The organism is Spongiactinospora rosea (assembly GCF_003315795.1).
Classification (GTDB): Bacteria; Actinomycetota; Actinomycetes; order Streptosporangiales; family Streptosporangiaceae; genus Spongiactinospora; species Spongiactinospora rosea.
In genome coordinates this window covers 762,815-783,085 of the sequence record NZ_QMEY01000002.1, presented here as the reverse complement: position 1 = coordinate 783,085, position 20,271 = coordinate 762,815, and the positions used below count along the sequence as shown (strand labels likewise).

21 protein-coding genes are annotated in these 20,271 nt (G+C 68.9%); 9 read left to right on the top strand and 12 right to left on the bottom strand.

Annotation, left to right across the window (positions count from 1 at the left end; translation table 11 throughout):
- The coding region (locus DP939_RS08695) for a helix-turn-helix domain-containing protein (protein WP_318656271.1) at window positions 1–173 on the bottom strand (173 nt) is incomplete at its 3' end.
- A gap of 655 nt (window positions 174–828) precedes the next feature.
- Here DP939_RS08695 and DP939_RS08690 point away from each other — a divergent pair.
- From DP939_RS08690 to DP939_RS08680, 3 genes are all read left to right on the top strand, one after another.
- Window positions 829–1,674 (top strand): peptidoglycan-binding protein, encoded by an 846-nt coding sequence (locus tag DP939_RS08690; RefSeq protein ID WP_113980068.1) that lies wholly within the window; start codon window positions 829–831, stop codon window positions 1,672–1,674.
- Between the two features lie 60 nt (window positions 1,675–1,734).
- Window positions 1,735–2,628 (top strand): peptidase inhibitor family I36 protein, encoded by an 894-nt coding sequence (locus DP939_RS08685; RefSeq protein ID WP_199565023.1) that lies wholly within the window; start codon window positions 1,735–1,737, stop codon window positions 2,626–2,628.
- 127 nt (window positions 2,629–2,755) lie between these two features.
- The gene (locus tag DP939_RS08680) at window positions 2,756–3,703 is read left to right on the top strand and encodes a SpoIID/LytB domain-containing protein (RefSeq protein WP_113980067.1); all 948 of its coding nucleotides are present in this window, start codon (window positions 2,756–2,758) and stop codon (window positions 3,701–3,703) included.
- A gap of 40 nt (window positions 3,704–3,743) precedes the next feature.
- On the opposite strand, the gene DP939_RS48640 is transcribed toward DP939_RS08680, so the two are convergent.
- Both DP939_RS48640 and DP939_RS08670 read right to left on the bottom strand, forming a co-directional pair.
- Complete coding sequence (locus tag DP939_RS48640; RefSeq protein WP_113980066.1) at window positions 3,744–4,616, bottom strand: NBR1-Ig-like domain-containing protein; 873 nt, start codon at window positions 4,614–4,616, stop codon at window positions 3,744–3,746.
- 331 nt (window positions 4,617–4,947) lie between these two features.
- Window positions 4,948–6,450, bottom strand: coding sequence for a ricin-type beta-trefoil lectin domain protein (locus DP939_RS08670; protein ID WP_113980065.1), 1,503 nt, complete (start codon window positions 6,448–6,450; stop codon window positions 4,948–4,950).
- Between the two features lie 326 nt (window positions 6,451–6,776).
- Here DP939_RS08670 and DP939_RS08665 point away from each other — a divergent pair, with 326 nt between their 5' ends.
- Complete coding sequence (locus tag DP939_RS08665) at window positions 6,777–8,066, top strand: erythromycin esterase family protein (protein WP_113980064.1); 1,290 nt, start codon at window positions 6,777–6,779, stop codon at window positions 8,064–8,066.
- Here DP939_RS08665 and DP939_RS08660 read toward each other — a convergent pair.
- Window positions 8,039–8,611, bottom strand: coding sequence for a hypothetical protein (locus DP939_RS08660; protein ID WP_158578509.1), 573 nt, complete (start codon window positions 8,609–8,611; stop codon window positions 8,039–8,041). The genes DP939_RS08665 and DP939_RS08660 overlap by 28 nt on opposite strands.
- Window positions 8,612–8,711: 100 nt before the next feature.
- On the opposite strand from DP939_RS08660, the gene DP939_RS08655 reads away from it, so the two are divergent.
- Together DP939_RS08655 and DP939_RS08650 are read left to right on the top strand one after the other, a co-directional pair.
- A complete protein-coding gene (locus DP939_RS08655) occupies window positions 8,712–8,975 on the top strand; it encodes a hypothetical protein (RefSeq protein WP_113980062.1) in 264 nt (87 codons plus the stop codon).
- A gap of 231 nt (window positions 8,976–9,206) precedes the next feature.
- Window positions 9,207–9,839, top strand: a complete 633-nt coding sequence (locus DP939_RS08650) for an HNH endonuclease family protein (RefSeq protein WP_225878107.1) — start codon at window positions 9,207–9,209, stop codon at window positions 9,837–9,839.
- Window positions 9,840–9,899: 60 nt separating this feature from the next.
- Here DP939_RS08650 and fmdA read toward each other — a convergent pair whose 3' ends face one another.
- From fmdA to DP939_RS48635, 3 genes are all read right to left on the bottom strand, one after another.
- Complete coding sequence (gene fmdA, locus DP939_RS08645; RefSeq protein ID WP_113980060.1) at window positions 9,900–11,156, bottom strand: formamidase; 1,257 nt, start codon at window positions 11,154–11,156, stop codon at window positions 9,900–9,902.
- Between the two features lie 657 nt (window positions 11,157–11,813).
- Window positions 11,814–12,149: a hypothetical protein gene (locus DP939_RS08640; RefSeq protein ID WP_113980059.1), complete on the bottom strand. Its 336-nt coding sequence runs from the start codon at window positions 12,147–12,149 to the stop codon at window positions 11,814–11,816.
- Window positions 12,150–12,321: 172 nt separating this feature from the next.
- Complete coding sequence (locus tag DP939_RS48635) at window positions 12,322–13,236, bottom strand: NAD(P)-dependent oxidoreductase (RefSeq protein ID WP_113980058.1); 915 nt, start codon at window positions 13,234–13,236, stop codon at window positions 12,322–12,324.
- A 59-nt stretch (window positions 13,237–13,295) separates the two neighbouring features.
- Between DP939_RS48635 and DP939_RS08630 the strand changes: the two genes are divergently transcribed.
- Both DP939_RS08630 and DP939_RS08625 read left to right on the top strand, forming a co-directional pair.
- The gene (locus DP939_RS08630; protein ID WP_113980057.1) at window positions 13,296–13,688 is read left to right on the top strand and encodes a MerR family transcriptional regulator; all 393 of its coding nucleotides are present in this window, start codon (window positions 13,296–13,298) and stop codon (window positions 13,686–13,688) included.
- Between the two features lie 613 nt (window positions 13,689–14,301).
- Window positions 14,302–14,955, top strand: a complete 654-nt coding sequence (locus DP939_RS08625; RefSeq protein ID WP_113980056.1) for an HNH endonuclease family protein — start codon at window positions 14,302–14,304, stop codon at window positions 14,953–14,955.
- 38 nt (window positions 14,956–14,993) lie between these two features.
- Here the strand turns inward: DP939_RS08625 and DP939_RS49640 are convergent, their stop codons facing one another.
- Window positions 14,994–15,398, bottom strand: a complete 405-nt coding sequence (locus DP939_RS49640; protein WP_263972305.1) for a hypothetical protein — start codon at window positions 15,396–15,398, stop codon at window positions 14,994–14,996.
- Between the two features lie 383 nt (window positions 15,399–15,781).
- On the opposite strand from DP939_RS49640, the gene DP939_RS47695 reads away from it, so the two are divergent.
- A complete protein-coding gene (locus tag DP939_RS47695; RefSeq protein ID WP_225878118.1) occupies window positions 15,782–15,952 on the top strand; it encodes a hypothetical protein in 171 nt (56 codons plus the stop codon).
- Window positions 15,953–16,016: 64 nt separating this feature from the next.
- Here the strand turns inward: DP939_RS47695 and DP939_RS47690 are convergent, their stop codons facing one another.
- The 4 genes from DP939_RS47690 to DP939_RS08600 form a co-directional block, all read right to left on the bottom strand.
- Window positions 16,017–16,367 (bottom strand): hypothetical protein, encoded by a 351-nt coding sequence (locus DP939_RS47690; RefSeq protein WP_113980055.1) that lies wholly within the window; start codon window positions 16,365–16,367, stop codon window positions 16,017–16,019.
- A gap of 304 nt (window positions 16,368–16,671) precedes the next feature.
- Entirely contained in the window at window positions 16,672–17,994 is a 1,323-nt protein-coding gene (locus DP939_RS08610; protein ID WP_113980054.1) for an outer membrane protein assembly factor BamB family protein, read from the bottom strand.
- A 45-nt stretch (window positions 17,995–18,039) separates the two neighbouring features.
- A complete protein-coding gene (locus DP939_RS08605; protein WP_113980053.1) occupies window positions 18,040–19,122 on the bottom strand; it encodes a phosphotriesterase family protein in 1,083 nt (360 codons plus the stop codon).
- The gene (locus DP939_RS08600; protein ID WP_113980052.1) at window positions 19,119–20,243 is read right to left on the bottom strand and encodes a phosphotriesterase family protein; all 1,125 of its coding nucleotides are present in this window, start codon (window positions 20,241–20,243) and stop codon (window positions 19,119–19,121) included. Before DP939_RS08600 ends, DP939_RS08605 begins: the two co-directional genes overlap by 4 nt.
- Between the last annotated feature and the right edge of the window lie 28 nt (window positions 20,244–20,271).

Below are 20,271 nucleotides of genomic sequence, written 5' to 3'. Positions count from 1 at the left end.
TCGAAGTTGTGCCCGCGCCGTCTGCGGCCCGGCGGCTTGCCGTCGGCCAGCGCCCGCTCGATGATGCGTCTGACGGTCTTGTGCGTGGTGCCGCACATCTGCGCGGCTCCGCGATAGGTGCCTACCTCCTGGTAGGCGGCGATGATGTCCATGATTTCCCCCGAAGACTTCATGGCCGGGCAGACCCCCTGAGCGGTGATCTCGTGACTGGCTGACACCGTCACGATCACCGCTCAGGGCACACATCGCCGCGCGACACACCAACCAGCGCGAAGACGAAGTGGGGACCTGAACCGGCCACCTGTGGTGGCCTTGAACTGGCCACCTGTGGGGACTTTTACATGGCCACGGACAGCCTGTGCCGGGTCGCCGCAGCAGGCCCATTCCGTGCACCCGGACTGCTCGTAGTCCCATAGGCGTCGGTTCGGCTGGTGGACGAAGCTGCGCCAGCGGATGAAGGCCGACTCGATCGAGCCCGGCCACAGGTAGTTCTTGAGGCGTTCGATCCGCCGGACTTCGGCCAGGGCCGCCGGGGACAGGCCAGGGATGGTCGTGGGGGGATCCTGCGTCTGGCGCCGGAGGGGAAGCTCGGCGCGGACGCGGCCGGGGCGGCTACGCGGCATCGGCCTTTCGGGTGATCGTCATGTCCGTCATCTTGTCATCGATGCGGGGGCGCTCGCTGTCAGATGCCTGTAAGACGGCCTGCTCACCTGTAAGAACAGCCCGCCGTACAGGCTGACAACAGGATCTTGTTGCGGACGCGTGAAGAGAACCAGAAGTGTGGGCCGCGTCACAGAAATTCTCGCATAACCCGAACAGGGAGAAACGATGAAGCCGACCTCGCGCGTCACTGGCCTCTTGGCGGCCGCTCTGGTCGCCGGTTTGACCGGAGCGTCCGGGATGTCGGTGGCGCAGGCGGCCTCAGCCAGGGCCCTCCCGAGTGTGAACATGGAGGCGACGGTCAAGGCGGCCCAGATCGACCCGCGGCGGGCGGACGAGACGCGGACGCCGGGAGCCAAGGCCAGTGTACTGCTCGTTGAGAAGGCGCTGCGTGACCGGCGGCTGCTCGACGGGCAGTGGGTGGACGGGTACTTCGGCAGCACGACCATCACCGCCTACGCGAAGTACCAGAAGTCGCTCGGTTACAAGGGGCTCGCCGCCAACGGGCTGCCGGGCAAGACGTCGCTCGTCAAGCTCGGGGCCGGCCGCTTCAAGGTCACCCACACCATCGTTCCGGGCGGCCGGGTGTCCGTGGACGGCGGCGTCGTCAACACCCGTACGCGCAGCATGCTGGCCGAGGCCAAGCGGCTGTTCGGCCGCCGCCTGGTGCTGGACCAGGGCTCGTACAACCCCGGGGGCGACCCCACGTCCGTAGGTACCCACGACGGCGGGGGCGTCGTCGACATCTCGGTCAAGGGGATGAACGCGGCGACCCGCACCGCGGCCATACGCGCGTTGCGGCGGGTCGGCTTCGCGGCATGGGTGCGCGACCCGAGCCAGGACGACTGGCCGTGGCACATTCACGCCGTCGCGATCAGCGACACCGACCTCTCCCGTCAGGCTCAGCGCCAGGTCGGTGACTACTACCTGGGGTTCAACGGACTTTCCGGCCGTGGGCCGGACGACGGCCCGAAGGTGGCCATCCGTACCTGGGAGGAATACCGGCGCCGCTGACCATCCGAAGTCCTGCTCCACCCGAAATCCACTTCATACGAATTCAAAGGAAACAGCATCATGGGCACGATGAACAAGGTTTTCACCGCGGCGTTCGCGACGTTGGCGCTCGGCGGGTCGCTCGCCATCACCGCAACGCCCGCTTCGGCGGCCGGCCGGGACGGCGTATGCCAGAGCGGGGAGTTCTGCTACTACTTCAACAGCAACAACAAGGGCTCGGTCTCCGACTTCACCGGCTCGCTCGCCAACTACGCGACCGAACAGCCCTCCTGCTACGACTTCAAGGGCCCGGGCAACGGCAAGGGCAAGTGCATCAAGAACTCCGCCGCCTCCGCCTGGAACCGCAGCAACAAGACGGTCCGCGTCTACTTCAACAGCAACTACAGCGGCACCTACCAGGATTTCAAACCGGGCGCCAAGGCCAACCTCATCCCGGCCCTGAAGAACCAGAACGCCTCGCATGAGTTCGGTCCGTCGTCATCGTCGCGCGTCAATATGTCGTACGCGCTGTACAAGCCGAAGACCGGTCGGCTGACCTGCGCCTTCGACGGTTACACCAGCACCTCCGGCCGGCACGAGGGCATCGACTTCGCCCGCAGCGTGGGCTCCAACGTGCACAACCTGATGCAGGGTACAGTCATCAACGTCGCGCGAGGGGCCAATGGCGGTTCGGGGCTCTCCACGATCGCCATCTACAACAGCTCGCTGAACAAGACGCTGATCTATCTGCACACCGCTCCGTCGTCCTCGCTGCGGGTGGGCCAGGTGGTGCGGACCGGTCAGATCATCGCCACCGAGGCGTGGCGCGGGATCTCGTCCAGGGCGGCCGCGCACACCCACGTCGAGCTGCGTCCGGGACGGCAGCTGCGCGCCGCCAAGAGCGTCGGCGACTCGCACCTGCAGAACCCGAACCCGAACGCGTTCTGGCGCGCTCGCGGCTACAACGTCCGATAGCGCACCGCGCCTGCGAGGAAAGCGGCCGGCGAGGAAAGCGGCCGATGAAGAAAGCGGCCTGCGGTCAAGCGGCCTGTGAAGGATCGGCCTGCGGTCAAGCGGCCTGGGTAGAAAGAGGAAGGCAACCGTGCATTCACGAACAGCGCGGCTGATCTCGCGGCTCACCACGGCGGTCGCCGCGGTGGCGCTCGGCGGATCGGTGCTCGCCATCACCGCCACGCCCGCTTCGGCGGCCGAACGCGACGGCGTGTGCCAGAGCGGGGAGTTCTGCTACTACTTCAACAGCAACAACAAGGGGTCGGTCTCCGACTTCACCGGTTCGGTCGCCGACTACGCGACCAAGCAGCCCTCCTGCTACGACTTCAAGGGCCCGGGCAACGGCAAGGGCAAGTGCATCAAGAACTCCGCCGCGTCCGTCTGGAACCGCAGCGGCAAAACGGTGCGCGTGTACTTCAACAGCAGGTTCGCCGGCACCCACCAGGATTTCAGGCCCGGCGCGAAGGGCAACCTGATCCCCGCCCTGAAGAACCAGAACGCCTCGCACCAATTCATGGGCGGAACGGCGCCGACCCGCTGCAAGACCGACGGCTCGCACAGCAGGCTGCCCACGTCGATCCTCGTCTACCGTAAGTCCCTCGGTCGCGTGGAGAGCGTGGCCTTCAAGGACTACGTCAGGAACGTCCTGCCCAACGAGTGGCGCTCGCAGTGGCCGCGGGAGTCGCTGCGGGCCGGGGCCATCGCCGTCAAGAACTACGGCTGGTACTGGGCGCTGCACTCGACGCGCAAAACGCCGGACGGTAAGTGCTTCGACGTCTACGACCACACATCGAGCCAGGTCTACAGGCCGGGCTCGGCGACGGCGGCGACGAACGCCGCGGTGAACGCGACGTGGGGCACCCGGCTGACGCGCAATGGGAAGGTCTTCCAGGCCCAGTACTGCCAGTCGTCGACGGCGTGCGGCATGTGGCGCGATGGGGACTGGATGTCACAGAACGGTTCGCGTGACAAGGCGAACAAGGGCTGGAGCCACACCAGGATTCTCAAGGCCTACTACACGAGGATCGCGATCCATTAGTGCGATCCCATAGCGCGTCCGGCTCCGGTTTCCCGCCGTTTCACCGCGGCGGGGAACCGGAGTTCTCGTCGATGATGAGCTGGAAGTTGATCGGCCGGCTGCCGGGAAAGACGACCTCTTTGGAAGCGTTCAGCATCTTGAAGCGCACGAAGCAGAAGCCCGGCTTCGTCGGTGTGATGATGTCGACACGTATGTCGACCATTTTGCCGGGCTTGGTCTCCTTGACCGGCACTTCGGCAGGGGTCTGGCATTGATCGGGATGCTGTGGTTCCAGGCGGCGCAGCGAGTATCCCTTCCAGTGCACCTTCCCGGTGTTCTCAAGCCGCCATACCTTGGTCACGGTCTCGCCCGGTCCGACGTGCGTGCAGTCGGTGAGGGTGATGTCCCCGCGGAACTTGGAGGCGTCGCCGTTGCGGGCGGGCGGGGCGGGAGGGGGGTTGGGCTGGCGTATCGGGCAGTCGATCGCGGACAGCGACGGAGCCGCGGACCCGCTCGGGGCGGGATCGGCGGGCTCGAACCCGCGGTAGATGACGATCATGATGAGGACCGCCGCGCCCACGCCGATCGTCGTCAGGGCGAGCGCCGCCGGGACGGTCAGCCGGACTCGCCTGCGGCGCTCCGGTACAGGACGGGTGGTCTGGGCGGACAGGGCCTCGTCGTTCGGCCGGTCCGGCTGCGGCGGTACGGTGAGCTGCGCCGGGAGGGGGTGCGGGACGCCATCGGGAGGGCGATCCACCGGGGGGTCCGCCCCCCGGACCGCCTGGTTGGCCCGCTCCCAGCGCTCGCGGTACGCGGCCGGGTCGGCGCCGCACGCCCGGACGAACTCGGTGGTGGTCTCCCAGCTCGGGAGCCGGTTGCCTTTGGTGGCTTCGTGCAGGGTTGTGTGGGAGATTGCCCCCGAACGACCGGACATCTCCCGAAAAGGGGGATTTCCGACAGATTGGCGTAGTTCTCGGAGGACTCCCGCGAAGTCCTCGATCGCCCCCGCCCGTGCTGGCCCATCATCCACCGGACGAAGTTAACAGGACCCACGCTCTCCACTCAACTGCCAACTCAACCGGCGGCTCAACCGCCGGGGGCGGGCGCGACTTTCGCCGAACCACCTGGCTTCGCTGGAGATCTCAATTATCGATGGCCAGCGTTCCATTGAATATAAATTAAGCATAATGTGGTGTTTCAATAATTGTGGTAATGCGCCGGTCGAGGCTTTTGCCCTACCCCGGCCGGCGCTCACCAGCCGGGCATCAGCCCCGGCGCCACTCCTGCCGGCGCCCGCCGTCGCACGTCGCCAGTTGGAGCCGGTACCCGTGGCGGCCCCCGCCCGCGACCTCCACGCACTTGTCGGCACCGGCGTTGACCAGGTCGCCCGCCGTGGTCAGGGTGAACCGCTGGGACAGGGCGTCACCGCAGCGGGACATCCGGACCGCCGCCCCTGCGACGTCGAGGCACAGGTTGAAGTTGCGGACGGTGCCGTCCCGATGGAACGTCCACAGCTGGGATCCGGTCGCGTCGCACGTCCACAGCCGCGGGCGCTCGCCTTCGACACGCCGGTCGGACGGCACGTCGACGCATCGATTCTTCCAGCCGATGATTCGCCCGGTTCGCTTCGTAGTGGTCAATGTCAGGTTGTATTCATGTAGAACCGGATTGATCGGCTGGAAAAGGGTGGACGCGTCCGGCCCGCCGCAGTCGCCGCCACCGCCGGAGAGCACGCCCTGGGCCTCGCCGTCGGAGACGAACGGGCCGCCGGAGTCGCCGCCTCCCGCGCAGGCCGTGGTCCTGGTGAGACCTGGGACGACCCCTTCGACGTACCTGACCGTGACGTCCTTGGCCGTGATCTCGCCGCAGCGCCAGTGCGTCGTACGGCCGGAGCGGCAGACGGACGCCCCGATCGGGGCCTCCTGGGTGCCGGTCACCGGGGTGTTGCCGCCGTTGTAGTCGTTGATCCACGGGCGGGGCGTCCAGTCGTCGTTCACGCGGACCCACGCCTGGTCGGCGCCGGGGAAGGTCGAGCCGACGAACGTACCCTGGTCGGTCCTGTCCCAGCCCTGGGTGCGCCACCCCGGCTGCCCGCAGTGGCCGGCGGTGACGAAACCGCCGTCGTCCACGGGGAAGCCCACGGAGCACCAGCCGACCCTGCCCTGCCCTTCGATGACGACGCTGATCTCGTCGCCGCCGCGGACATCGCCGAGCGGCCTGATCGGGTGATCGACGGTGACGCGTACGTCATCGGTGACCGACAGCCCGGCGGCCTGGGCGAACCGTTCGCCGGCCGTCCGGTCGGACGCGGTCACGACCACGGTGTTGGCCCGCACGTCCGCGTACCAGCTGTGGATCTCGGGGCCCGCGGCGTGCGCGGCCCGGTCCAGCGCGGCCTTGGCGGCGGCGAGCCGCTCCTCGCTGCGCCTGACCGGCACCGGGGTGGCGCCCGCGTCGCGGACCGCCGTGGCGTCCTCGGTGGTCAGTACGCCGACGCTGAGGCGTTCGCGCGCGGGGTCGTACCAGGCGCCGCCGATGCGGTCGCCGAGGCGTTCGCGTATCCGCCGCTCCACGGTGATCGCGGTGGCTTCGTGGGCCTGGCGGACCCGGGCCTGCTCGGTGGTGAGGCGGAGGTCGCGTTGCAGGGCCTGCTGCCTGCTGACGCCGTCCGACGAAGGGGAAGGGGGCGTGGCCTGGGCGGACGGGGGCGGGACGGCCAGTACGGCGGCAAGGGCCACCGCGGCGCCGGTCAGTACGGTTAATCGCACAGTCGGTCCTTTGCGGGGGGTGTGAAGGGAGAGATCCGCCTACGGTGACCGCGGTGTCCGCTCGTCCCGGCGTCTGCGGGGGCAGAGGCGGGGGCGTCTGTGGGGGCGGTCGAAGCCGCGTGGGAAAGCCTTCATGGCGCTTCTCCCGTCGGTTCGGCACACCTTCCGTCATGCGATTGACCAAATGCCAGTCCATTTACTGACCATTTTCCGGCTGATCTTGGGCCTCCTGTCGTACTCCGCGACAGGACTACTCCGCCCGCCGTACCGCGAATCCGTCCCCGGGCAGGACGCCGCACGCAGGACGCCGCGCGAGGCTGTCCGGTATGAATGTGGAGACGAGCCGCCAGACAGGCTTCGCCGGCTGGGTCGGTGATCATGCTTTGACCGTCGAGACCCTGGACTTCCAGGCGCCCCTGGACGATCTTGAGCCGCTGCGCGACACCATTGGCGACGCGCGGATCGTGGCGCTGGGCGAGAGCACCCACCACATCCGGGAGTTCTACCAGGTACGTCACCGTATCTTGCGCTTCCTGGTGGAACGTTGTGGATTCACGGTCTATGCGCTGGAAGCCCCTTTCACTCAGGGACAGGTGCTGGACGCGTGGGTCCAGGGCGGCCCCGGTACCGTCGAGCGGGTCGCGGCGGAGGGCATCGCGCTGTCGCTGGGGCAGTGCCGGGAGATGTACGAGGCGCTGACCTGGATGCGGACGCGCAGCGCCGCCGCCACCGCGCCGCCGCTGCGCTGCGTGGGCACCGACCTGCCCGGCGCCGCCGCGTCACCGGTGCCCGCGCTGGACGTGCTGGCCGGCTACCTGCGCTGGGCCGCGCCCGAGGTGCTGCCGGTGCTGGAGGAGGCGCTCGGCGTCGCCCGTGATTTCGACGAGCCGATCATCTTCGGGGCCCTGCGCCGGTACGAGAGCCTTGATCCCGGCCGGCGCGATGTGCTGACCGGCGCGCTGAGCAGGCTCATGGCCCACATGGACCGGCTGGCGCACGTCCAGCGCGCCAAGGGACACGGGGTCGAGCACGACACGGCGATGTGGCACCTGCGCGGGGCCTGGTACCTGGACCACCTTCATCGCGCCAACGCCGCCGAGGGTTTCGAGTCCGCCTCGACGTTCCGCGACGTCTATATGGCGGAGTCGGTGTTGCGTCTTGTCGAAAGCGGCGCGCGCGTTGTGCTGGCCGCGCACAACTGGCACATTCAGCGCACGCCCGCGCTGGACCATGAGGAGCGCCTGCTCCTGCCGACCGGCGTCCATCTCGCCGCCGCCCTGGGGGACGACTACCGGGCGATCGGGCTGACGTCCAGCCTGGGCCGGACCACCACACTGGGCGAACCGACCCCCGAACGGCCGGTCGGCGCCTGGTACGACGCGCCGCTCCCGCCGCCCGCCGAGGGCAGCATCGAGGCGGCCTTCCGCACCGACCGCCTCTGGACGCTCGCCGACCTGCGCGCCGCCCGGCCGCACGTTCACGACGCGGCGTCCTTCCGGCATTCCCGCATGGCGGACTATTTCCTGGACCTGCCGGTCTTCGAGGCATTCGACGCCATCGCGCACGTGTCGCGTACGACGGGCACTGATCACGTACTGGAACGCACCGCCGACTGAGCGTGCTGCCCGGCGTTTCCCGAGCGGCGGTGGAGTTTGAGCAGGATGTAGGCGGCGAGGGCGTAAGGAACAGCGTAGAGAGGGGATGGAATGCCGCTTGAGCCGTCCCGGAAGCAGGAATATCCATCTGGGAGCGAGGCGTAATCGGGCGGCGGGCACTGAACCAGGTCCGAGAACAGACTGACGGGCGTGGCGACGAGGTTGACCACCGCGAGAACCCCCAGAAGGGCGGCGACGGCCAGGGTGGTCCGATTTCGCCATCGGCGCCGGAGCAGGGCGGCGGCGACCACCATGGGCACCGGGAGCGCGAAGAGCAGTATGGTCAATTCGGCGTTTCTCAGCGCGTGCAGGATCGTCATGCCCGTGTCGCCGAGGTAGCCGATGCCGAGGCCCTGGGCGACGGGCTGGAATCCGATCCCGTCCAGGGGCCGGAAGTCGAGGTAGTAAGGGCCGTTCCCGCCGAAGAGAAGGCCACCGGCGAGGGCGAGGACGGTGGGCACGGCCGCGAGCAGCGCGGCCACCGGCCACCATGGCCATATTCGCATCCGACCTGCTCCTTACGGCGTTTCCGGGTGGGGTGGGAATCCCTGTCACGAGATCACTCCGTGGATTGTCCCGTATCGGGAGACCCCCTAGGATCGGCCCATGCGAGCCGGGCACAGCGAGGGGCTGACGATGCTCGGCCATGCGCTGGGTGTGGTCGTCGCGTCCGTGCTCGGGGAATGGGCGCGGGAGAGCGGCCGGGAATCGCTCGGCGATGTGATGGTCATTTGTTCGGTGCTGTTCCAGGTCGCATTCTTCTTCGGCGTGGTCCGGCTGCTGTCGCGGGCGATGCGGTGGAGTGGCGGGCTGTTCGTACGTCGGCGGCGGACGGCGCCGCGACGTTCTTCTGAACCTTCTGGCTTCTGAACCTTCTGGCGGTTAGCGAGCCCTCCGCGGCCGTCGCCGGGGGGTGACAGGTCTGCGCCGGCCAGGGGAAATCCGCCGGGCACACTCGGCATCACCATGACTACCGCACGTATTAACCATTGATTTAGGTAAATGCCGGACTAGAGTGCGACTGTCCCTTATGACCGCTCCCCTCGCCCCCCGATCGGAACGCCCTGGTTCTGGCCGAGGATGCGGTCAGAAGGGCATGTCGTGCGCCGACCCCTCTCTGCAGTCACCGCCGCCCTGGCGCTGGCCATCGCGACCGTCACGTTGACCGCCACGCCCGCCGCCGCGATTCCGCCGAACATCCCGTCCGCCTCCACGGCCGCGAGCAGGCTCGCCGCCCTGACGGTGGCCGCCGAATCCCACCACAGCTCCTACGACCGCGCCCTTTTCCCCCACTGGACGACCGTTTCCGGGTCCTGCAACACCAGGGAGGAGGTGCTGAAGCGGGATGGTTCCGGCGTCGTGGTCGACTCGTCGTGCGCGGCGGTCTCCGGCAGCTGGTACTCCCCCTACGACGGCGCAACCTGGTACGCCGCGAGCGACGTCGACATCGACCACATGGTGGCCCTGGCCGAGGCATGGTCGTCCGGCGCGTGGGCCTGGACGACCGCCAGGCGGCAGAGTTTCGCCAACGACCTGGGCGGGCCGCAGCTCTGGGCGGTGACCGACAACGTCAACCAGGCCAAGTCCGACCAGGACCCGGCCACCTGGCAGCCGCCGCTGCCGGGTGAGCGCTGCCGGTACGCGCGTGCGTGGATCCAGGTCAAGTGGTACTGGGGGCTGAGCACCGACAGCGCCGAGAAGTCCGCGCTGTCCGGCATGCTCGGCACCTGCTGACCTGCGGTTCTTCTCGCCGGCCCTCCTCATCGCTGGATGAGGAGGGCACCGGTCGATGGTTCAGCCGAAGGTGGCGTGCGGTGTGGTGGCGGTCTGCTTGATCTTCGCCGGGCCGGACGCGCTCGGGCGGACGTCGAAGTCGAAGATCGCGGTCGGCAGGTAGACGGTGGCGCAGGAGTTCGGAATGTCCACCACCCCGGACAGCCGGCCCTCGATCGGCGCGGCGCCGAGCAGCAGGTACGCCTGCTCGGGGCGGTAGCCGAACGTCGTCAGGTAGTCGATCGCGTGCAGGCAGGCGCGCTGGTAGGCGAGTTGCGAGTCGAGATAGCGCTGCTCGCCGTCCAGGGTGACCGACACTCCGGAGAACGCGAGCCAATCGCTGTATTGGGGCGCGATACGGCCCGGCATGAAAATGGCGTTCTCCTGCACGCCGTACTTTCGCATGCCGTCCTTGATGACCTCGACCCGCAGGTCGACGAAGCCGCCCATCTCGATCGCGCCGCAGAAAGTGATCTCGCCGTCACCTTGGGAGAAATGCAGGTCGCCGAGGGACAGGTTCGCGCCGGGAACGAAGACCGGGTAGAAGACGCGGGAGCCCTGGGTGAGGTTCTTGATGTCCTGGTTGCCGCCGTTCTCACGCGGTGGGGCGGTACGGGCCGCTTCGCCGGCGATCCGGTCGAAGTCGGACGCCGGTACCGAGCCGAGAACGGCGTCCTGGGGCTCGGGCGGAAGGGAAAGGGGCGGCACCCTGTTCGGGTCGGTGGCGCGCAGCGCGCTTTCCCGCGCGTTCCATTTCGCCAGGAGTTCGGCCGACGGCGCGGTACCCATGAGGCCGGGATGCACGATGCCGGTGAACGACACCGCTGGGACGTGGCGGGACGTGGCGACCTGGCCGGAGAAGTCCCAGATGGCCTTGTAGGCGTCCGGGAACTGCTCGGTGAGGAACCCACCGCCGTTCTTGGTGGGGAAGATCCCGGTATAACCCCAGCCCTGGCCGGCCAGCGGGCCGCTGTCCTCCTGCGGGATGGGCCCCAGATCGAGGATGTCCACGACCAGCAGGTCGCCCGGCTCGGCCCCCTCGACCGCGAACGGGCCGCTCAGCGCGTGCACCGTGGTCAGCGGGGCGTCACGGACGTCCTCGGCGGAGTCGTCGTTGTGGATCGCCCCATCGAACCACTCCCGGCAATGGACCCGGAAACTGTCCCCGGGGCGTACCGTTGCGACCGGCGGGATCTCCGGATGCCAGCGATTGTGGCCGATCTTGGCCTGGTCAGTGAACTTCTTGGTCGAGTCGAGCGGGAAAATCAACTCCGGCACGGCTGGCGTCCTTTCGGTGCTGCGATCGGTCAGGGCCGTGGCAGGCGAGACGCTGGGTGCCGGCCGTACGGCCGCCCATCGCGGCGCGAACGTGCGTGCCGCAGCGGGATCGGGCTGCGCGGCCGGAGTGCGCGCCGATGGCGCGCCACAGCCCATTCGCTCGACCATCTGATCGACACCGACCAGGTCGTGGCCGGTCAACGCCACCCAGGCCGGGCCGCCATCGCTGACGTCGCAACCTGGAAAACGCCTACCGAATCAGATATATCCGCGCCCCGGCGGGTTAATGGAAAGCGTCTATCCCGCTTTTCTCAACTTGCGCGTGCGGCACGGTAGATCGCCGGGGGCGTGGGGTGAAATGCCGCTTTTGCGGCCCACTTCTGATCTTGTACACCCTGCCGTGTGACACCTCACGCTCCGGTGTACGGCCCTGGCGACGTGCAGCCGGGTACGGGTCGTCGGTACGGCAGGCCGGGCTCCAGCCGCCCGCCGTCGCTGCTAGAAGCCCTGTGCCCGGCGTTTCCCAGGCCGGCGCGGTACTCACCGTTCCAGCACCGGCTACCCCGGCCCCTCCCACCGGCCCCGGCCCCGCGCTCCGCTCGGTCCGTGTTCTCCGAGCCGGGCTCCGCCCTAGGGGCTCGTACACAGGATTTCCGGTCAGTCCGGGGTGGCCTGCACGATGCGGTTGATGGTGCCATGGGTGCGGCGGGCGTGCAGGTCGGCTCGCCCTAGAAACTCTGCTACTCGTCGCATCCGTTCCCGGACCTCTGCAAGACGTGCCTCCGGGTCGGGGTCGCCAGTGGCGTCGCGCAGGGCGTAACGCTTGCCCAGGGCGGCGGTCTCGCTTTCCACGTGGCCGGCTACTGCGGCGACCGCCTGGAGCACTTCGCTCAGTACGGCTCCGACCTCATGTAATTCGGCCAGGTCCAGGGGGCGTCGCTCGGCTGCGGCCTGGGCGAGTTCGTTGAAGCGGGCGAGAGTGGTGGCGTCCATCGGCGGCCTCCTTGGGTGAGGGGCCGGATGAGAGTCCAAGAGCGGTGAGCGGGTCTTCATACCCGGCCTTTTGCGAAGGCGTAGTGTTGCCGAGTTTCCCTTGTCGGTCAAGCGGGCGGCTGCTCGTCGAATCGGGCGGGTCGCGGTACTGATAGGGGAAACCTGGGGGTGGTCATTGTGGGTGGGTCGGGTTTTTGAGTACTTCGAAGACGGCGAGGTAGTTTTTGTCGCCGTGGCCCTCTGCGATGGCCTGTTCGGCGATTTGCTTCATCAGGTGGGGCTGGGCGGCGTGGACGCCCTGTTCGATGCTGGTGGTGGTGATGTGTTCGAGGGCGTTCAGGTTCATTTCCAGGGTGCCGAAGTCGCCGGGGTAGTGGCGGTTGTCGAGGTCGGGGGCCTGGGCGGTGAGGCCGGCGGTGACCACGGTGGGCATGAACCAGTCGACGGCGAGGTCGGCGAACTTGGCCGCTGAGACGCCCGCCGTGCCGACCAGGGCGGTGGCGTGCAGGAATCCGTTCAGGGTGGCGTACATCAGGTCCAGCAGGGCGGTGTTGTAGAGGACCGCGAGGCTGGGGTCCGGGCCGAGGTGGCGGGGGTCGCCGAGGGTGGTGAGGGTGGGCTGGTGGCGGTCGAAGACGTCCTGGGGGCCGCTGTAGAGGAAGACGGCGTCGGGGCGTCCGACGAGCTGGGGTTGCACCATGATGGCGCCGTCGAGGTAGTCGATGCCGTGTCCGGCCGCCCAGCGGGCCGCGGCGTGGGCCTCGGCCGGGGTGCCGGAGTTGAGGTTCACCAGAGTGCGGCCGCGCAGAGGGGCGGGGTCCAGGATCGCGTACATGGTGGCGTAGTCCTTGAGGCACACGATCGTGACCGGGCTCGCGGACACGGCCTCGGCGACGGTCGCCGCGCGGTGGGCGCCTTTGGTGACGAGGGCGTCGCCTTTGTGGGGAGTACGGTTCCAGACTGTCACGGGATGGCCGTTGTCCAGGAGTGTCGCGGCCAGGACCACGCCCATGGGGCCCAGGCCGAGGACGGTGACCGGTGCCGGGTGGGGCAGGGCGGACGTGGCGGATGGGTGCTGTGGCGTCATGACGGATAGGTTGGACCCTCACACTGATGTGAGAGTCAATCCGACCGGACGGTGATTCCATGCGAATTGGTGAGCTTTCCCGGCGAACCGGCGTCAGCGTGCGCTCGTTGCGGTACTACGAAGAGCAAGGTCTGCTCACTCCGGTGCGCCTGCCCAGCGGTTACCGCGAGTACGACGAGCAGGCCGCCGACACTGTGCGCGGTATCCGGCTCATGCTGGCCGCGGGGCTGAACACCACCACGATCGCCGAGCTGCTGCCGTGCATGATCGATGATGGCGAGAGGCTGCGGCCGGGGTGCGCCGGCATGCTGCCTGACCTGCAGCGGGAGCGCGACCGGCTGACCGGCGCGGTCGCCGAACTGCTGGCGGCCCGCGACGCGCTGGACACGATCATGAATGCCACAGACCCGATTGAGCCGGTGGGGGCCTGCGCCGTCCCGGCGGGTGCTTGAGCGACAGCGGCCCAGGGGGCGAGCCTGGTAGGGCGGCTTGCTGTGCTGGGGCCAGGTAGCCAGGCGGCCAGGTACTCCGGGACGTGTGAGTCGATCATTGACGCTCGGAGATCCGGGGTGTTGGGTCTGGCGCGGCGGTTTGCCGTTTGGGGTTGGGTGCCCTGCTGGGTGAGTAGATCAGGATGCCTTGGGGCCGCTCGTACTGGCGAGTGCTTGAGCAACGGGGGTCAGGGTGTCGCGTCTGGCGGGGTGGCTTCTCAATCCGAGGTGGGTGCTCTGCCGTGGGAGTCGGTCATCGGGGCTCTGGGGGCTTTGGCTTGTGCTCGTGTTGGTGGGGGATCGAGTGACGGGGGCGGGGGTGGTGGGGTTGGTACGGCGGAGCCACCCTCCTGCCGTCCGTCGTTGGCGGTGGCGGCCCTGTGGGCGGGGTTTCGCGGGTGGTGGTGGTCGGTCGCCGTTGTAGCACCGGCTGTCCGGCCCGGGTAAACGGCTGTGCTCCCTTCGGCCCACCCTTGGCGGAGCCTGGGACAGTGTGGATGCCCTCCCCGGAAGCGGGGATGTTCGGCTCCCGGTATAGGCCCATGGGTGGGGAGTCGTTGGGTATGAGCAAAACATGATCTTCCTGAGCAGGGCGGCCCGGGTCGCCGTACTCGTTCTCGTGGTCATTCCGATCACTGTCGTTCTCGCCGCGTCGCCCGCGGTGGCCGAGCCTCGGAAGGCGGCGCAGGTGAAGGCCGTGGCTCAGGCGCGGCGGATGTTGGCGCGGCTCAAGGTGGCCAGGCCGTTATCCATCAGCGGTTACAGTCGCAAACGGTTCCAGCCCCGGTGGGCGCGGCACAAAGGGAACTGTGACACGCGGGAGACGGTGCTGGCCCGTGATGGGCGGCGGGTGCGCAGGAACGCGGCCTGTCATCCGGTCAAGGGGGTCTGGTACAGCCCGTACGACGGCAAGCGGCTGAAGAGCGAGAGGCAGGTGGACGTCGATCATGTCGTGCCCCTCGCCTATGCGTGGCGGTCGGGGGCCAAGCGGTGGAGTCAGGCCAAGCGGCGCGCGTTCGCCAACGACCTCACCCGCCCCGAACTGCTCACCGTCAGCCATTCCGCCAACATCGCCAAGGGCGGCCAGGGCCCGCAGAGCTGGCGTCCGCAGCGCCGGGCGTACTGGTGCCGGTACGCGTCCTCGTGGATCAGCGTCAAGCACCACTACCGGCTCTTCGTGACCCGCAAGGAGAAGAGGGCGCTGAACAACATGCTGCGCACCTGCTGAAGCCCGCTGAAGACCTGCTCAAACGGCTGGGGTTGTCCTCAAGTTGGGTTGAGGTTATAGCGTCCCCGTTCATGCGCATCGACACTGATCTGTCGGAGGTCCTGGCCGGTGTCAGGGTCCTGGAACTCACCACGGTGACCGGAAAAGGCGGGGTCAACACCCGGCCGATGTCGTCGGTATGGCTGCCGGAACGTCGGCAGATCATGCTGACCACCCCGGCGGCGTACGCCCAGAAGGCGCTCAACATTCGCCGGGACGGCCGCGTGGCGCTGCTGTATTCCGATTTCACCGGCAGCGGCCTGGAACAGCGGCGGACGGTCCTGGTAAGGGGAACCGCCGCCGCGCCCGATGTGCTGGCCGCGCCGCAGGACATCGCCGAGTACTGGCACCGGCTGATGCGCAGGAATCCGGGGCTGGCTCGGCAGGCCGCCGATCCCGGGCACCGGGCCGCGATGGACTGGTACTACTGGCGGCTGCCCATCGTCGTGGAACCGCAGCGAATAGACGTGTTGCGTCCCACCCCCGCCGGTGGGGAGTGGGACGCGGCGGCGATACCCGATGGCGCGCCGCTGGACGTGCAGATCGACGACGCGCTGACCCGTTATCCGAGTGCGGTCTTCGCGGCCAGGGACGACAGCGGACATCCGTATTCGGCGCGGGCGTACGTGACCCGGTCCGATACGGGATCGGCGTTGCGGCTGCGCACCGAGGAGCCTTTTCCCGGCGTCCCGGGTCCGGCGAATCTGCTGTGGCACCGGCACAACGGCCGTTCGGGTGACATGGCGGTACTGCTGGTGGCGGGGGTCGCGGACGGGGCGGATCGGGAATGGACGTTCAACGCCGAACGCATTCCGGGCACCGCCCGTCCGGACGCCATGAGCCGGCCTCCTTCGAGGAATGGATCGAGGACGGCAGGGCGCGTTCACTGGCCTATGCGGAAAAGGCGGGGATCGCGGTGCCCGAGATCGACTGGTCGGTGTTCACCGGAGGTCGCTGAGCGTCCCCGAAGCCGAGCATGCCCGAAGCCGAGCATCCCTGAAGCCGAGCATCCCCGAATTTCGTCAGGGATTGCCGGAACGGCAGGTCGGCGACGTGTGGTACTCGACGGAGGCGCCGGCGGCGTCGGAGATCACCGCTCGGATGTCGTACACGAAGGTCGGCTGGCAGCCGATCCCGGCGTAGCTCCGGTTGTCGTAGGAGGGGACGTGGTAGCCGTTCACGTACCAGCGGGTGGCGAGCGGCGCGACGCCGCCGCTGCTGGAGACCGAGCAGAGGAACCGGCGGGCGAGGGGTTCGCAGTAGCCGCCGGTCAGCGTGAGGCCGAGGGTGGCGGAGGCGGCGGGCGGGGCCTGGAACAGCGATAGTCCGGCGGCCAGGGCGAGGGGTAGTGCGAGGGTGCGTAACGAGCGCATTGCTGTCTCCTTCTACGGCGGGGGCCAGGGGGGCTGAGAAGACGGGTGCCGCGCCGCATCGCAGAGGCGTGGCACTCGTCATTCTTCCCGTGATTCGTCACTCCAGCCGTCGTGGATGACCATGGACGAACATAAATGAATCAATGAACCCTTTTCAACCTCACGTTCCCTGGTCAGATGCGGTAAGCGGGATGCCGTATCCGCATGACGAGGCATCCTGCCGGGCTACCGTGCCCGGGCCGAGTCCGGTGGAGGCGCCCCTGACCTGGTCCAGGCGCCCGGTTGAAAAAGGTTCAATGTCACTTCAGGCCCGGAGCGCATAGACGTAGCCGTCGTCACCGCCCACGAAAACGGCACCACCGGCCACGGTGGGACTGGAGTTGATATCGGCTCCGGTGAGGTAGGACCATTCGGTCTCGCCGGTGACCGCGTTCACGGCATGGACCCGATCGTCCTCACTCCCGAAATAGACCCGCCCGCCGGCCACCACCGGACCGGAGAAATGGATCGGGCCTTCGACCGGATGTGCCCACCGCTCCCGCCCGGTGAGCGCGTCGAGGGCGTAGAGCTTGTGGTCCTGGCTTCCCGCGTAAACGATGCCACCGGCCACGGCCGGGCGGGTGTCGACCTCGCCGTGGGTCTGGTACGTCCAGCGTTCCTCACCGGTGGCCGCGTCGAGGGCATAGACCTTCCCGTCCTCACACCCGATAAAGACGGTCCGCCCGGCCACCACCGGGCTGGAGTCGGTCTTCGCGCCCATTCTCCGCTTCCAGATGAGCGTTCCGGAATCAGCGTCAACGGCGTGGACGACCCCTTCTTCGCTCGCCAGGTAAACGACCCCGCCGGACACGGCCGGACCGCTCACCTCGCCGCCCGCCCGATACGACCAGTGCGCCTTGCCGGTGGCGGTGTGCAGCGCGTAGAGACGGCCGTCCGCCGAGCCGATGAACACCTTGTCACCGGCCACCACCGGGTCGGAGCGGATGTCGCCGTCCGTGGCGAAAAGCCATTCCGGTTTGCCGAGCATGGTGTCCAGGGCGTAAACACGCTGGTCCTTGCTGCCGACATAGGCCGTGTCCTGCACCACGACGGCCCCGGAGAAGAACGAGCCGTCGGCGGTGAAGGTCCAGCGCCGCAGGCCGGATCTGACGTCCAGCGCCATGAACGTGCCGTACCAGCTCCCCACATAGACCGTGTCCCGCACGACCACCGGCCGGGACTCCACTTTCTGCCCGGTCTTGTGCCGCCAGAGCAGGCGCCCCGCGGCCGGAACCGCGACCGGGACCGGAGGAAAGCCCGGGACCGGAACCGGGGCCGAGGCGGCGCCGGGCCGGAAGCGGGCGGGCTCGACCGGAGGCAGCACGAAGAGGACGGCCAGCACGACCAGCCCCGACCTGAGCACGCTCCGCCAGGAGCGCCGCGCCCACTCGCACAGGGCGATGATCACCTGGAGCGGATCCGGCGGCGTGTCCAGGATCTTGCCGGTCAGATACAGCCCCGGCGGTACGACGCTCGGCAGCACGCCCAGCAGGATGGCCAGCACCCCCGGGGGTATGAAGATGAACGCGACCACCAGGAGCACGATCATGGCGATCAGCGTGTAGACGGCGAGGGCCCGCTTGTTCACGGCCCCTATTCTGGGGCGCCTGAATAACGCTCGGTACCTGTAAGATTACAGAGCGTCATCGCCTGGCGAAGCGAAGGCCAGCGCGCGCGCCGGGTTGCCGACCATGATGGCGTGCACCGCCTCCTCGCCGACGCCGAGGCGGCGCAGCGCGGGCAGGAAGTGCCGCGGAATGTAGTCATACCCCTTCCCGCCGTACTTCCGCAGCTGGATCTTCTGGCACACGTCGTGCCCCAGCACGATCTGCCCGGCGTACCCGCGCTCGATCAGATCCGCGATGCCGCGGACCACCTTGTGGTCGCTGGTCAGCACCAGATGCCCCCACGGGCTGCCCGGCGAGGCCAGGAAGTCGAACTCCACGAAGACGCCGCGCCCGAGCAGCCGGTCGGCGAAGGCGGCGTCGGCGAGGACGTCCATGCCGTGGCCGAAGACGATGTTGGAGGGGGCGACGCCCTCCTCCTCCAGGATGTCCAGCACCCGGAACTTCTCCTCGCCGACGCCCCCGAAGTGGAACGTGACGGGCGCGCCGGTGATCCGGCTCGCCCGCCCGGCGGCGCGTACGCTCTTCAGTTCGGCGGCGGTCAGCGGCACGGACTCCGCGCCGACCTCGCCGATCACGCCGGAGCGGACGCCGGTGCCGTCGGCCCCGAGCACGATGTCGCGCACGATGACGTCGGTGAGCTGGTCCACGTCGCGCTCGTCCATGTCGGCGGGGTGGAACGCGGGGGTGTACCAGCCGCCGCCCATCACGATGTTGAGGCCGCTCGCCCGGGAGAGCCGCAGCAGGGACTCCGGATCGCGGCCCACGCCGATGGGGGTGACCTCGACCAGCGTGCCGCCGCCGTGGTGGGCGAAGGCGAGCACTTCGGGGAGCAGTTCGTCGAAGTCGCCCATCAGGTCGTTGTCGGCGTTGGGGCGGCCGTGCCGGGTGTGGGCGAGGTTGGCGAGCGTGAGCGGTTCGGCGGCCTCGGGGGCGTCCTCGCCGGGACGCCGGAAGCGCGGCGAGCGCCGCAGGTCCACGAAGACGTGCTCGTGCATGAGCGTCTGGCCGAGGGCGGCCGGATCGACGGGGCCGGTGACGGTGAGCGCCAGGCCGGTGAGGTCGGGGATCGCGAAGGGGAACCGGCTCATGCCCCGGCCTCCCCGGAAAGCCCGGCCTCCTCGGCAACGGCGAGCAGCCGGGCCGGGTTGGTCACGGTGACCGTTTCGATCAGGGCGTCGTCCGCGCCGAGCATGCGCAGGTAGGGGACGAACTGCTGGAGGATGAAGCCGTAACCGCCGCCCCCGTACGCGAGCAGGTGCGACTTGGCGGCGACCCCCTGCGACAGCAGGACGCGCCCCGCGTGGCCGCGCCGGGCCAGTTCCAGTACGGCGGTGGCGACGTCCTGGTCATCGGACACGCTCAGCGCCGAAGGCAGCCGGCCGAGCCCGTCGAAGCGGACGAACACCCCGCGTTCGAGCAGCGGTTCGAGGTCGTCGGGGCGGGGGGCGAGCGCGTCGCAGCCGCCCACCGCGACGCGCGTGAGGTCCGCGCCCTGCTCGGCGAGCAGGTCGAGCACCCGCCGCTGGGCCGCCGCGTCGCCGGTACGCCGGAGCGAGATCGCCGCCCCGGTGGCCGCCGACGCCCACGCCGCCGCCACCAGGACGCCGCGCCCCACCGGGTCGTCCGGATCGATCGCGCCGATCTCGCCGATGATCCCGGCCCGTACGCCGCCGACGCCCTCGGTGAGGTCGCGGACGATCTCATCGGTCAGGCTCGCCACGTCACGTCCGGCGAGGTCGTCCGCCCACGCCGGGTGGTACCACCCAGACCCCATCACGATCGCCACCCCGGTGGCCGCGGAGAGGCGGCGCAGCGCGGCCGGATCGCGGCCGAGGCCGATGGCCGTGCCGTCCACCAGCGTGCCGCCACCGGCCCGGCGGAACGCGGCCAGCTCGTCCGCCGCCAGGCGCTCGTCGCCGAGCAGCCAGTCGTCCCGGTTGGGCGCGCCCATGGCGATCTCGCCGAGGATCTCCATGGTGAGCGGGGCCCGGTAGAGGCGGAGCAGGCCCGCGGCGGTGGGCCGGGTGCGGCCGGTGGCCGCCCAGGACTCCGGGGTGTCGGCGGGCGGGGCGAAGTCGCTCAGCAGGTGCTCGTGGGTGAGCGCGACGCCGAGCGCGCCGGCCGGTACCTCACCGGTGACGGTGACGGCCGTCCCCCGCAGAGCGGGGGCGAGGCCCACAGCGGCCTCGGAAGAGTCGGTGGAGGGCACGCGATCAACGATATCATATACGATCTGC

Bases quoted from the DNA above. Each gene is read 5' to 3' on its own strand.
- DP939_RS48635 (WP_113980058.1), bottom strand. From the start codon at position 13,236: ATGACGCCACAGCACCCATCCGCCACGTCCGCCCTGCCCCACCCGGCA.
- DP939_RS47695 (WP_225878118.1), top strand. From the start codon at position 15,782: ATGGACGTTCAACGCCGAACGCATTCCGGGCACCGCCCGTCCGGACGC.
- DP939_RS08655 (WP_113980062.1), top strand. From the start codon at position 8,712: ATGCGAGCCGGGCACAGCGAGGGGCTGACGATGCTCGGCCATGCGCTG.
- DP939_RS48640 (WP_113980066.1), bottom strand. From the start codon at position 4,616: ATGTCCGGTCGTTCGGGGGCAATCTCCCACACAACCCTGCACGAAGCC.
- DP939_RS08605 (WP_113980053.1), bottom strand. From the start codon at position 19,122: ATGAGCCGGTTCCCCTTCGCGATCCCCGACCTCACCGGCCTGGCGCTC.
- DP939_RS47690 (WP_113980055.1), bottom strand. From the start codon at position 16,367: ATGCGCTCGTTACGCACCCTCGCACTACCCCTCGCCCTGGCCGCCGGA.
- DP939_RS08665 (WP_113980064.1), top strand. From the start codon at position 6,777: ATGAATGTGGAGACGAGCCGCCAGACAGGCTTCGCCGGCTGGGTCGGT.
- DP939_RS08625 (WP_113980056.1), top strand. From the start codon at position 14,302: ATGATCTTCCTGAGCAGGGCGGCCCGGGTCGCCGTACTCGTTCTCGTG.
- DP939_RS08660 (WP_158578509.1), bottom strand. From the start codon at position 8,611: ATGCGAATATGGCCATGGTGGCCGGTGGCCGCGCTGCTCGCGGCCGTG.
- DP939_RS08630 (WP_113980057.1), top strand. From the start codon at position 13,296: ATGCGAATTGGTGAGCTTTCCCGGCGAACCGGCGTCAGCGTGCGCTCG.
- DP939_RS08640 (WP_113980059.1), bottom strand. From the start codon at position 12,149: ATGGACGCCACCACTCTCGCCCGCTTCAACGAACTCGCCCAGGCCGCA.
- DP939_RS08685 (WP_199565023.1), top strand. From the start codon at position 1,735: ATGGGCACGATGAACAAGGTTTTCACCGCGGCGTTCGCGACGTTGGCG.
- DP939_RS08690 (WP_113980068.1), top strand. From the start codon at position 829: ATGAAGCCGACCTCGCGCGTCACTGGCCTCTTGGCGGCCGCTCTGGTC.